The organism is Fodinibacter luteus, from assembly GCF_039541575.1.
Lineage (GTDB): Bacteria > Actinomycetota > Actinomycetes > Actinomycetales > Dermatophilaceae > Fodinibacter > Fodinibacter luteus.
Genome location: NZ_BAABGM010000033.1, coordinates 52,217 through 64,592, shown reverse-complemented (window position 1 = coordinate 64,592; position 12,376 = coordinate 52,217). Strand labels below are relative to the sequence as shown.

Annotated in this window: 8 protein-coding genes and 1 pseudogene; 6 read left to right on the top strand and 3 right to left on the bottom strand. The window is 75.6% G+C overall.

Features of this window, described 5'->3' with window-relative positions:
• Positions 1-228: pseudogene (locus tag ABD899_RS18830) on the top strand (T-complex 10 C-terminal domain-containing protein); the annotation flags it as partial.
• 126 nt (positions 229-354) lie between these two features.
• Here the strand turns inward: ABD899_RS18830 and ABD899_RS18825 are convergent.
• Positions 355-1,128, bottom strand: coding sequence for a polysaccharide deacetylase family protein (locus tag ABD899_RS18825; RefSeq protein ID WP_345208903.1), 774 nt, complete (start codon positions 1,126-1,128; stop codon positions 355-357).
• Between the two features lie 7 nt (positions 1,129-1,135).
• On the bottom strand, positions 1,136-2,791 hold the full coding sequence (locus ABD899_RS18820) for a D-alanyl-D-alanine carboxypeptidase family protein (protein ID WP_345208902.1): 1,656 nt from the start codon (positions 2,789-2,791) through the stop codon (positions 1,136-1,138).
• Between the two features lie 202 nt (positions 2,792-2,993).
• Here ABD899_RS18820 and ABD899_RS18815 point away from each other — a divergent pair, with 202 nt between their 5' ends.
• From ABD899_RS18815 to ABD899_RS18795, 5 genes are read left to right on the top strand one after another with little or no spacing between them, the layout of a single operon-like run.
• Complete coding sequence (locus tag ABD899_RS18815; protein WP_345208901.1) at positions 2,994-4,034, top strand: ABC transporter ATP-binding protein; 1,041 nt, start codon at positions 2,994-2,996, stop codon at positions 4,032-4,034.
• Positions 4,031-5,737 carry an ABC transporter permease gene (locus ABD899_RS18810; protein WP_345208900.1) on the top strand — a complete coding sequence of 569 codons (1,707 nt, stop codon included), beginning with the start codon at positions 4,031-4,033 and terminating at the stop codon, positions 5,735-5,737. The genes ABD899_RS18815 and ABD899_RS18810 overlap by 4 nt, the downstream gene beginning before the upstream one ends.
• 1 nt (position 5,738) lies before the next feature.
• Complete coding sequence (locus tag ABD899_RS18805) at positions 5,739-6,392, top strand: PAS and ANTAR domain-containing protein (RefSeq protein ID WP_345208899.1); 654 nt, start codon at positions 5,739-5,741, stop codon at positions 6,390-6,392.
• Positions 6,389-10,270, top strand: coding sequence for a Pls/PosA family non-ribosomal peptide synthetase (locus tag ABD899_RS18800; protein WP_425474997.1), 3,882 nt, complete (start codon positions 6,389-6,391; stop codon positions 10,268-10,270). The genes ABD899_RS18805 and ABD899_RS18800 overlap by 4 nt, the downstream gene beginning before the upstream one ends.
• The gene (locus ABD899_RS18795) at positions 10,267-11,652 is read left to right on the top strand and encodes a M1 family metallopeptidase (protein ID WP_345208897.1); all 1,386 of its coding nucleotides are present in this window, start codon (positions 10,267-10,269) and stop codon (positions 11,650-11,652) included. Before ABD899_RS18800 ends, ABD899_RS18795 begins: the two co-directional genes overlap by 4 nt.
• On the opposite strand, the gene ABD899_RS18790 is transcribed toward ABD899_RS18795, so the two are convergent.
• Entirely contained in the window at positions 11,609-12,319 is a 711-nt protein-coding gene (locus ABD899_RS18790; protein WP_345208896.1) for a 4'-phosphopantetheinyl transferase family protein, read from the bottom strand. The two genes, ABD899_RS18795 and ABD899_RS18790, sit on opposite strands and share 44 nt — an antisense overlap.
• Between the last annotated feature and the right edge of the window lie 57 nt (positions 12,320-12,376).

The following is a 12,376-nucleotide window of genomic DNA, read 5'->3' as shown; positions in this document are numbered from 1 at the left end:
GGGCTCTGCCGCCGCCACCACCGCCTCAAGCAACGCCGACGCTGGACCTACCAGCTCCACCCCGACGGCACCGCCACCTGGACCTCCCCCAACGGCACCCGACGCACCACCCTGCCCGACCACGCCGTCCTGCCCCCACCACCACCTCGACGCCACGACCCACCGCCCCCGACGACCCGGCAGACAACCCCCACCACCGCCGCACCGGTCCAGCCCCCACCCTTCTGATGTGCCACGCATGTCCCTCCTCCGTGGGACGTGCCACGCGAAGGCCCGGCCGGGGACGCTCCACGCTCGACGCCTTCCGACCGGCGACATGGCCCACCCGGATCGGCCCGCTCGACGCTGCGGATCCTAGGTTCGGTCCTCCACGAGGCGGGACAGCGTGACGGCGGCGTACCCGCGGCGGTCGAGCTCGTCGAGCAGCCGGTCGAGGAGGTCGACGACCCGGGCCCGCTCCGGCCGCCCCTCGTGGAGCACGACGACCGCGCCCGGTCGGATCCGGTCGACGACGAAGGCCAGCTCGCGGTCGACGTCGGCCACCTCGAGGTCGTGCGGGGCGATCGACCCGAGGGCGAGCGTCCAACCCATCCGCCGCAGGTCATGGAGGTGACCGGGCCTGAACCACCCGGAACCCGGCCGGACCAACCGCGGTGGGGTGCCTGTCGCGGACGCGACCGCCGCGGCCGTGCGGGTGGCGTCGTCACGGAACTCGGCTCGCGACAGCAGGACCGCCGGCCGGTCCAGCCACCCGTGGTTGCCGATCTCGTGCCCGGCGCCGTGCGCGGCGGCCACCGACGCCGGGTTGACCGCGGCCTGCGAGCCGAGGACGAAGAACGTCGCGAGAGCCCGGTGCCGTGCCAGGACGTCGAGGAGCCTTCCGGTCAGGGGCTCGTGCGGGCCGTCGTCGATCGTGATGGCCACGGCCCGGGCCTGCGTGCGCACCGAGAACACCGCCAGGTCCTGACCCTCCAGCAGGCGGGCTGCCCACGGCGGCTGGTTCAGCGCGACGTGGGCCGCAACCGCCCCGACTCCGGCCATGGCGCCGACTCCCGACAGGGTGCCGGCTCCCGCCAGGGTGCCGACCCGCGGTCGCGCTCCCTGCCCGTGCTGGCCCGGCCACGGCATCCGCGCCTCAGTACGTCGGCGCGGCTGGCTCGTCGAGGAACTGCTCGAGGCTGTGCCATCCGCCCCGGTGGTAGCCGGCTGCGAGCGAGGTGCCGACGAACCGGAAGTGCCACGGCTCGCTCGAGTACCCGGTGACCGAGCCGTACCCGCTCTCGTAGCGCAGGATGAAGCCGAACCGCCACGAGTTGCGCTTGAGCCAGGTGCCCTGCGGCGTCGAGCCGATGCAGTTGATCGTGCTGCACGAGGCGTTGCCCACGGGGGCGATGTCGAGGCTGAGCCCGGTCTGGTGCTCGCTGTACCCGGGTCGGGCGACCCACCGGTCGGCGTAGGCGCGACCGTGGGTGGAGACGCGGTTCCAGTACACGGAGTACTGGGTGCTGTACGAGCGGTAGCCGCTCGCGACCTTCATGTTCCCCGCCCCCTCGGAGCGGGCGGCCGAGAACATCCGGGCCACCGCGGCAGCGGCGTCGCTGCGCAGCCGCTGGCCGTTGGCATAGGTCACCGACGGAACCGTGAGCGACCCCGGCACGTAGCTCGTCGGTCGCAGGGCGTTGCGTTTGTTGACGAGCACCCACACGCTCGAGGCGGTCGTGGTGCTGCGACAGGCCGCGAGCGTGCCGACGAGACCGCGCACCGAGCCCTCGCCGCCGAGCAGCACGACCTTGGTCACCGCGGGGGCCGTGAGCGACGGGCGCACCGCGGCGGGCACGCAGAACGGCACCGTCAGCTGGAGCGGTCGCTTCGTGCGGCCGGCGAGGAAGGCACCGGCGAGGGCGTTGACGACGTCGCGCCCGTTCGCGAGGTACGCCGACCCTGCGGCCAGGTCGGGGAAGGCGAGGGCGTTGAGCCGGGCGCTGACGGCGTACCGGTCGGCGCCGGACGCCCGGGTGACGCCGGCGTCCCCGAGCAGGTCCTCGAGCTGGGCCTCGATGCCGGCGGAGACCGCGGCGGTGCCGCCGGCGATCGTCACCGACGTCAGCCCGAGGTCCCGGACGAGGGTGACGGTCGAGCTCGGCAGCGCCGTCGCCCGCCCGTCGATGGTGAGCAGCGGCTCGCGGTGCGCCGCCGCGGCCGCCCCCGCGACGACGGCGTCGGTCCACGCCTGGCCGGTGGCGACCCACGCGTGCGTCGCGCTGTCGGCGGGGAAGGCGTGCCGGACGAGGGCCTGCGCCGACTGGTAGCGGCTGCTGCCCCCGACCCGCCGCACGTCCGGCGCGTACGCGGCGGCCTGGGCCAGGACGGCGTCGGAGACCGCGGAGGTCGACCCGACGACGACGATCGCGTCCGGAGCGAGCCGGTCGAGCTCGGCGGCGATGCTCGACGGGATGCCGTCCGGGCGGGTCAGGAGCACGCCCCCGCCCTGCGCGACCGCTGCGGGTGTCGCGCTGAGGGACTCCCAGGGCGAGGTGCCGGACACGAGGTAGACGACCGATGGGCGCGTGCCGCTGGGGAAGGCGGCCCGGCTGGCCGCGACGGACGTGGCGTAGCGGTCCGCCCCCGCGACCCGGGCCACCGTGGGCGAGGCGACCGTCGGTGCCCGCGCCCCCGTAGCCACCGACGCGGGGCCGACCACGACCATGCCGAGGGCGACCCCGAGGGCGGCGAGGAGGGCGACGACCGCACGGGCCGCGGGGCGGCGCACCGCCGCTGACCTGCTGTGCACGCGCCCCCCTTCGTGACGATGCCGGTACCGACTCCCCAGTCTGGCCGGACGGAGGCGGGCCGCGCCACCGAATCGCAAAGCCCGGGTCCCCGGGACCGGAGGAATCGCTCACAAACCCGTGCCACGGCATCCGGGAGGCGGTTCACTGGTCGTGGGCGCGGTCGCGCCGGTCGCGGTCGGCCACCCATCGGGAGGTCGAGGAATGCCAGCGATCCGGGTCCGCGGTCTGCGCAAGACCTATGGGGAGCTCGCGGCCGTCGACGGCCTCGACCTCACCGTCGAGGACGGAGAGGTCGTCGCCCTCCTCGGGCCGAACGGCGCCGGCAAGACGACGACCGTCGAGATCCTCGAGGGGTACCGGTCCCGCGACGCCGGCACGGTCGAGGTGCTCGGGTTCGACCCGCAGACCGGTGGCCGGGCCTTCCGCGAGCGCATCGGCATCGTCCTGCAGGACGCCGGCTTCGAGGACACCTTCACCCCGCGAGAGCTCGTCCGGCTCCACGCCGGCTACTACCCCCACCCGAGGCCCGTCGCCGAGGTGCTCACCCTGACCGGGCTCGACGAGAAGGCGGACGCCCGGGTGCGGACCTTGTCCGGCGGGCAGCGGCGGCGCCTCGACCTCGCGCTCGGGATCGTCGGCGGCCCGGAGATGCTCTTCCTCGACGAGCCGACGACCGGCTTCGACCCCTCGGCCCGGCGCCGCGCCTGGGAGCTCGTCGAGGGCCTGCGGGCCCTCGGCGCCACGATCCTGCTGACGACGCACTACCTCGACGAGGCGGAGCACCTGGCCGACCGGGTCGTCGTCATCGACCACGGCCGGGTCGTCGCCGAGGGCACGCCGGACGAGCTCGCCGCCACGGCGGGCGCCGCGACCGTCATCTCCTTCCGCGTCCCGGCCGGCCGCACGACCGCCGACCTGCCCTCCCTCGGGCTCGAGCGCCGGGTCGCCGGGAGCGTCGTCGAGGTGCGCACCGAGACCCCGACCGCAGACGTCGCGACGCTCGCGACCTGGGCCCTCGAGCACGGCGAGGAGCTCGAGGCGCTCACCCTGACCCGGCCCAGCCTCGAGGACGTCTACCTCGACCTCGTCGGCGACGAGGCCGCCGGCCCCAACCCCGCGGGACCCGACCCCGCGGGCCCCGACCCCGCCGGCCCCGACCCCGCCCCCGCGGGCCCAGGCCCCGCCCCCGTGGTTCCCGCCCCGCCCGCTCCCGCCGACCCGTCCGTCGAGGCGCCCCGATGACCGCCGTCGCGAGCACCCGGCATCCCGAGGCGTCCCGACCGACCTCGGACGCGACCCGCCTGGTGCGCCAGACGCGCCACGAGCTCGCGGCGCTCCGGCGCACCCCGATCACCCTCATCCTGAGCATCGGCCTGCCGCTGCTCTTCTTCGTCCTCCTCTCCGCGCTCGTCGGCAACGAGGTCGTCGACGAGCGCGGCGGGGTCCGGGTCGTGCAGTACCTCGCCCCCGGCATGGCGTCCTTCGGCGTCGTCATGGCGACGTTCTCGTTCCTCGCCGTCGGGCTCGCCGAGGCCCGCTCGACGGGGGTCGTCAAGCGCCAGGCCGGCACCCCGGTGGCGCGGTGGGTGCTCATCGGCGGGCGGATCGGCGCCGCCCTCGTGCTCGGGCTCACCTCGACCGCGCTCGTCCTCGGCACGGGCGTCGTGCTCTACGACCTGCAGGTGCCGAGCCGGTCGTGGGTCGGGATCGTTCTCACCCTGCTAATCGCCTCGGCCTGCTTCAGCGCCCTCGGCCTCGCCCTCGCGATGGCCCTGCCGTCGATGCAGCTGACCCTCGCCGTGAGCAACGGCGTCGTCATCCCGCTCGCCTTCATCTCGGACATGTTCATGTTCAGCGGGCAGATGCCGGACTGGCTCGAGGCGATCGGGTGGCTCTTCCCGCTCAAGCACCTCACCGCGCTGTTCTCCGACGCCCTCAACCCCTACCTCTCCGGCTCGGGCCTGCAGCTCGACCACCTCGCCGTCATCGCGCTGTGGGGGCTGGCCGGCGCCGTCGCCGCGACGCTCCTCCTGCGCCGTGACCGCGACCGTGACGCCTCACCCTCGCGCACGGCCACGCGGGCGAGCGGGAGGGCCGCGGGGCGCCGCGCCGCCGCCGACGCCCGGCCGCGGCGCACGGCATCCCCGTCGACGCCCACCCTGCTCGCCGGACAGGTGGCGCACACCCAGCGGATCCTGTGGCGCGACGCGTCGTCGGTCTTCTTCGCGGTGGCGTTCCCGGTGCTGCTCGTCGCGATCATCCCGGCGGTCAACGGCGGCGGCGACGTCCTCATGTCGAACGGCCAGGCGCTCGGCACGTTCTACGCCGGGACGATGGCGATCTACGGGGCGTCCGTCACCGCCTACGTCAACATGCCGCAGGCGGTGGCCGAGGACCGCGAGCGCGGCGTCCTCAAGCGCACGAGCGGCACCCCGCTGCCGACGTCCGCGCTCATCGGCGGGCGGGTCGCCGGCGCCGTCGTCGTCGCCCTCCTCACCGGGGCCGCGGTCGTCGTCATGGCCGGCGTCCTCTACCGGCCGGGGGTTCCACCGGGGATGCCGGCCGCGGTCGTCACGCTCGTGCTCGCCGCCACCTGCTTCGCCGTCGTCGGCCTCGCCGTCATGACGTTCGTGCGGTCGGCCCAGGCCGTCGTCGGCGTCACCCTCGGCACCCTGCTCCCGCTGGCGTTCATCTCGGACGTCTTCGTCGTCGGCGCGGACTACCCGCAGGTCGTCGACGTCATCTCCTGGGTCTTCCCGCTGCGTCACGCCGCCGCGGCGATGAGCGAGGCGCTCGCCCCCGAGGTGACCGGGTCGGGCCTCGCGTGGGACCACCTCGCGGTCCTCCTCGCGTGGACCCTCGCCGGCGCCCTCGTCGTCGCGCTGCGGTTCCGCCACGAGCCCGCCGAGCGCTCCCACGACCGCACCGGATCGGCGGCGAGCTGACGTGGACCACTCTCCTCGGCGACCCTTCGGGGAGTGGGCCTACGACTACGCCTCGCAGCGGTGGTCGTGGTCGGACGACATGTACGACGTCGTCGGGTTCTCCCCGGACGGCGACGACCCCGTGGACCGGCTCTTCGCGCGCATGCACCCCGACGACAGGCGGCTCGTCGACGACCTGCTCTCGGTCACGCTCCCGGTGGCGGGGCCGCTGTCGGGCCAGTACCGGGTGCGCGACGAGGGGGGCCGCGAGCGGGTCGTCGCGTTCGTCGGCAACGGCGAGCACGACGGTGACGGTGCGCCGGTGCGGCTGCGCGGCTTCGCCTTCGACGTCACCCCCGTGGCGCAGCGGGTGACGAACGATGCCGTCGCCGCCGCGACCGCCGACCGGGCCGCCATCGAGCAGGTCAAGGGTGCCCTCATGTTCGCCTACGGCATCGACGCCGACGCCGCCTTCGACATCCTGAGCCGGTACTCGCAGCGCAGGAACGTCCGGGTTGCGGTGCTCGCCCAGCGGGTCGCACACGAGCTCTCGAGCGGCTGCGTCGGGGGGTCCGCGGTGTCGATGCTCCAGCTCCTCGACGCCGCCGTCGCCGCCGGTCCCGACACCCCGGGAGGCCGCCGGTCGCCCACCGTTCACCCGACCGCGCCACACTGAGGTCCGTGGAGCCTTCGACGCCCCCGGGCGACCCCCTGCTGCGCGGCGGCCTGGCGCCGTCTCCACGCACCCTCGTCGACATCCTGCGGACCACCGCCGACGAGCACCCCGACTCCCCGGCGATCGACAACGGCCGCGAGGTGCTCACCTACGACGAGCTGCTCGACGCGGCCCAGGAGGTCGCCACCGCACTGCGCACCCAGGGCGTCGGCCGGGGCGACCGGGTCGGGGTGCGCATCCCGTCGGGCACGACCGACCTCTACGTCGCCATCAGCGGCATCCTCGTCGCCGGCGCCGCCTACGTCCCTGTCGACCACGACGACCCCGACGAGCGTGCCCGGGTCGTGTTCGGCGAGGCCGGCGTCGCCGCGGTCGTCACCGCGGACCTCGTCATCCGGTCCGCCCCGAGCGACGCCGACGAGGCACCCGAGGAGGACCCGCTCCCGACGGACGACGCGTGGGTCATCTTCACGTCCGGCTCGACCGGCCTGCCCAAGGGTGTCGCCGTGAGCCACCGCAGCGCCGCCGCGTTCGTCGACGCGGAGTCCCGGATCTTCCTTCAGGACAGGCCGATCGCGCCGGGCGACCGGGTCATGGCCGGGTTGTCGGTCGCCTTCGACGCGAGCTGCGAGGAGATGTGGCTCGCCTGGCGGTACGGCGCCTGCCTCGTGCCCGCGCCGCGCTCGCTCGTGCGGTCGGGCATGGACCTCGGGCCCTGGCTCGTCGCCAACGACATCACCGTCGTCTCGACGGTGCCCACCCTCGTCGCGCTGTGGCCGGCCGACGCCCTCGCCGACGTCCGCCTGCTCATCCTCGGCGGTGAGGCGTGCCCGCCCGAGATCGGGGCCCGCCTCGCGACGGCGACTCGCGAGGTGTGGAACACGTACGGCCCGACCGAGGCCACCGTCGTCGCGTGCGCGGCCCGGCTCACCGGCGAGCCGCCGGTGCGGATCGGCACCGCGCTCGACGGGTGGGACCTCGCCGTCGTCGACGCCACCGGGCAGCGGGTGCCCGACGGCGACCCCGGCGAGCTCATCATCGGCGGCGTGGGCCTCGCGCGCTACCTCGACCCCGCCAAGGACGCCGCGGTGTACGCCCCCATGCCGGCCCTGGGGTGGGAGCGCGCCTACCGCAGCGGGGACATCGTCCGGTTCGACGGCACCGGCCTCGTCTTCCAGGGCCGGGCCGACGACCAGGTCAAGGTCGGCGGCCGGCGCATCGAGCTCGGCGAGGTCGACAGCGCGCTGCTCGGCCTGCCCGGGGTGAGCGGCGCGGCGGCTGCCGTGAAGCGCAGCGACGCCGGCAACCGCCTCCTCGTCGGGTACGTCACCGTCGAGCCGGGGTTCGACGGCCGCGCCGCCGCGGAGCAGCTGCGCCACACGATGCCGGCAGCCCTCGTGCCTCGCATCGCCGTCGTCGACACCCTCCCGACCCGCACCTCCGGCAAGATCGACCGGGACGCCCTGCCGTGGCCGCTGCCGGGGGCCGCGACGGCGACCCCCGACGGGGGCGCCGGGCTCGAGGGGACCGCGGGGTGGATCGCCGGCCACTGGGCCTCCATCCTCGGGTCCGCGCCGACCGGGACCGACGAGGACTTCTTCGACCTCGGGGGCGGCAGCCTCACAGCGGCCCAGCTCGTCTCCCGGCTGCGCGAACGGCATCCGGAGGTGACGGTCGCCGACGTCTACGAGCACCCGGTGCTCGCCGACCTCGCGGCCACGCTCGACGCCATGGACGCGCCGTCGAGCCGCACGAACGCGTCCGTCGCCCCGGTGCCGGTCGGCCCGCAGGCCGTCCAGGCGCTCGCGACGGCCGCGGTGCGATCCGTCGGCGCCCTGCGGTGGCTCACCTGGGTCGGCGGGGGGGTCCTCCTCGCCCGGGAGGTCCTCGGGGTCGCGTGGCTGCCCGAGCTCTCGTGGGGGTGGGTGCTCGTCGGGTGGCTGCTGCTGCTCAACCCGGTCGGGCGGGTCGTCCTCGGGGCCGGGGCGGCGCGGGCGGTGCTGCGCGGCATGCGGCCGGGGGAGTACCCGCGCGGCGGCTGGGTGCACCTGCGGCTCTGGCTCGCCGAGCGGCTCGTCGACGAGCTCGGTGCGACGAACCTGTCGGCCGCCCCGCTCGTCAAGGTGTACGCGAGGCTGCTCGGATGCCGGGTCGGCCGGTACGTCGACCTGCACAGCGTCCCGCCCGTGACCGGGCTGCTCCACCTCGGCGCGGGCTGCTCGGTCGAACCCGAGGTCGACCTCGCGGGGCACTGGGTCGACGGCGGCCACCTCCACGTGGGGACGGTGCGCATCGGTGCGGGCGCCCGGGTCGGTGCGCGCAGCACCCTGCTGCCCGGCGCGGACGTCGGCGACCGGGCCGAGGTGGCGCCCGGCTCGGCCGTCTTCGGTCCGGTGCCCGACGCCGAGGCCTGGTCGGGCGCGCCGGCGGTGTTCTCGGGAGCGGCCCGCGGGCCGTGGACCCCCGAGCGTCCCCCGAACAAGCGGATGTGGATGGCCGCGTACGCCGGGTCGGCCGTCGCGCTCGCGCTCCTGCCCGTCGCCGCCACGCTCGCCGGCCTCGCGGTGGCGCTCCCGTGGCTGGCCGACGCCCCCGATGCCCGGGCCGCCCTCGTGACGGCGCTCGCGTGGCTGCCGCTCTCGACCGTCGTCGGCGTGGTCGTGCTCGCCGTGCTCGTCCTCGCCACGGTGCGGGTGCTGTCCGTCGGGCTCGAGCCCGGCCACCACCCCGTCCACGGGCTGCGCGCCTGGCAGGCCTGGTCGGCGCTGCGGGTGCTCGACGAGGCCCGGACGTGGCTCTTCCCGCTCTACTCGTCGAGCCTGACGCCCGCCTGGCTGCGCGCCCTCGGGGCCGAGATCGGCCCCGACGTCGAGGCCTCGACGGTGCTCATGCTGCCGCGCTTCGTCAGCGTCGGTTCGGGGGCCTTCCTCGCCGACGACACCCTCGTCGGGGGCTACGAGCTCGGCGGGGGGTGGCTGCGGGTCGAGCGGGTGCGGGTCGGCAAGGGCGCGTTCGTCGGCAACTCGGGCATGGCCGCCCCGGGGCGCAAGGTCCCCAAGCAGGCCCTCGTCGCCGTGCTGTCGGCCGCCCCGCGGCGCGGCACGGCGAAGGCGGGCAGCTCGTGGCTCGGCAGCCCGCCCCGACCGCTGCGGCGCGAGGCCGAGGCGGCCGACGCGGCGCGCACCCACGCACCCCCGACCCGGCTGCGGGTCGCCCGGGCGGCCGTCGAGGTCGCCCGGGTCGTCGCCCTGTGGGTGCACGTCGCGCTCGTCGTGCTCAGCGCGGCCGCGTTCGCCTGGCTGCTCGAGCGCGGCTGGGCGTGGGCGCTGCTGCTCGGCGGGCCCGTCCTGCTCGTGGCCGGGGCGGTGGCGGTCGGCGTGACGACCGTGGCGAAGTGGCTGCTCGTCGGCCGGCTCCGCCCGTCGGAGCACCCGCTGTGGAGCTCGTTCGTGTGGCGCAACGAGCTCGCCGACACCTTCGTCGAGGTGGTCGCCGCGCCGTGGTTCGCCCGGGCGGCGGTCGGCACCGCCGTGCTCAACCTGTGGCTGCGCACGATGGGGGCCCGGGTCGGCCGCGGGGTGTGGTGCGAGACCTACTGGCTCCCCGAGGCCGACCTCATCGACCTGCGCGACGGTGCGACGGTCGGCCGTGGATGCGTCGTCCAGACCCACCTGTTCCATGACAGGATCCTCGCGATGGACCGGGTCACGATCGCTGACGGGGGCACGCTGGGCCCCAACTCGGTCATCCTCCCGGCCGCCCGGATCGGCCGGCACGCGACCGTCGGCCCGGTCTCCCTCGTCATGCGGGGGGAGTCGGTGCCCGACAAGACCCGGTGGATCGGCAACCCCGTCGGCCCGTGGCTGGAGGACGAGTGACCGGTTCGGACCCCTACCTGCCGGGGCACGGTGACGACCGCTACGAGGTCGAGCACTACGCCCTCGACCTGCGCTACAAGCCGCTCGGCAACCACCTCGAGGGCCGGGCCGAGCTCTCGGTGCGGGCCGTCGTCGACCTCCCCGACCTCGTCGTCGACCTCCACCGCCTCGAGGTGCGCAGCCTCAAGGTCGAGGGGGCGCGCGTCGCGCGGTGGTCACACCGGGGGTCGCGGCTGCGGATCCGGCTCGCCACTCCGGTTCGAGCCGGCGAGCCGCTCCTGCTCACGATCGCCTACCGCGGCAACCCGCGCCCGATGCCCGGCCCCGACGGGCCCGCCGGCTGGGAGGAGCTCACCGACGGCGTCCTCGTCGCGGCGCAACCGCACGGCGCCCCGACGTGGTTCCCGTGCAACGACCGGATGGCCGACAAGGCGCGCTACCGCATCCGCGTCGAGACCGACCCGGCGTACCGGCTCGTCGCCAACGGCGACCCGGTGACCGAGCGCACCGTCGGGCGCCGCACCGAGTGGGTCTTCGAGCAGCGCCAGCCGATGTCCCCGTACCTCGCGACCCTCCAGCTCGGCCGCTACGCCGCCGAGCGTCAGCCGGCATCCCCCGTCGCGACGTGGCTCGTCGCCCCACCCGCCCGGATGCCGGCCGCCCGCCAGGCGTTCGCGGACCAGCCGCGGATGGTCGAGCTGTTCTCGGGCCTGTTCGGTCCCTACCCCTTCGACCGCTACACCGCGGTCGTCACCGACGACCCCCTCGAGATCCCGCTCGAGTCGCAGTCGCTGTCGACCTTCGGCACGAACCACCTCAGCCGCGACTGGGAGGTGCAGCGCCTCGTCGCCCACGAGCTGTCGCACCAGTGGTTCGGCAACGCCGTGACCGCGGCCTCGCTGAGCGACATCTGGCTGCACGAGGGCTTCGCCTGCTACAGCGAGTGGCTGTGGTCGCAGGCCTCGGGCCGCACGACGGCCGACGAGGAGGCGGCCCACCACCACGCGCTCCTCGCCCGCAGCGCCCAGGACCTCGTGCTGACCGACCCCGGCCCCCACCGGGTCTTCGACGACCGGGTCTACAAGCGGGGTGCGCTCACGCTGCACGCCCTGCGTCGCCGGGTCGGGGACGAGGCGTTCTTCGCGGTGCTGCGCACCTGGGTCGACACCCACCGGTACGAGGTCGTGACGACCGCCGACTTCGAGGCCACCGTCGCCGCCGTCACCGGCTCGGAGCACACCGACCTGTTCGACGCGTGGCTGCGTGCGGCGCGGCTGCCTACCCTGCCCCCCCTCCCCACGCGGTCCGCGCGTGCGGTCACCGGGGTCGGCCAGGTGCTCAGCCGGGCCCGGACCACGGCGCCGAGACGACCCCGAGCGTGACCACCGCCGTCGGGCCGAGCCGCCACCGACCACGCACGAGGCGGCGCGCCGCACCGGACCCGACGCCCGTCGACGAGACCTGCGCCCGGAACCGCCCGCCCGTCGACAGCTCGACCTCCACCTGCCCGTGGTGCAGCACGACGCCGGTCAAGGGGTACCACGCCTTGTAGGCGGCCTCCTTCGCGGCGAAGAGCACGGCGCCCCAGGGCACCGAGCCGTCGACGCCGCCGAGGCGGTCGAGGGCCGCGCGCTCGCGGTCGGTCGCCACGACCTCGAGGACACCGGGCGGCAGCGCAGCGGCGGGCTCGGCGTCCAGCCCGAGCGACGCGATGCCGCCGCGCCCCCCGCGACGGGCCGCCACGGCACCCGTCCACCCGCTCGTGTGGGTGATGCTCCCGACGACACCGGGCGGCCAGCTCGGGGCCCCGCGGGGGTCGGCCAGCACGGGGTGCGCGGCGTCGTCGACGCCGAGCTGCCGCAGGGCGGTGCGGGCACAGTGCCGCCCGGTCGCGAACTCGACGACCCGGTCCGGGCGCGCCCCCGCGACGAGCAGGGCCTCCTCGGGGTGCAGGGAGGACGGGTCGGCCGGATCCGACGTGGCGCACGACGCGAGCCGCCACGAGGCGGGACCGCGAGGGCGCGCACCCGGCCCGGCGACGGCATCCACCCGCTCAGGATCGGGCAGGGACCGGGCGGGCGCAACGTCCCGGCCCGGCACCCGCCC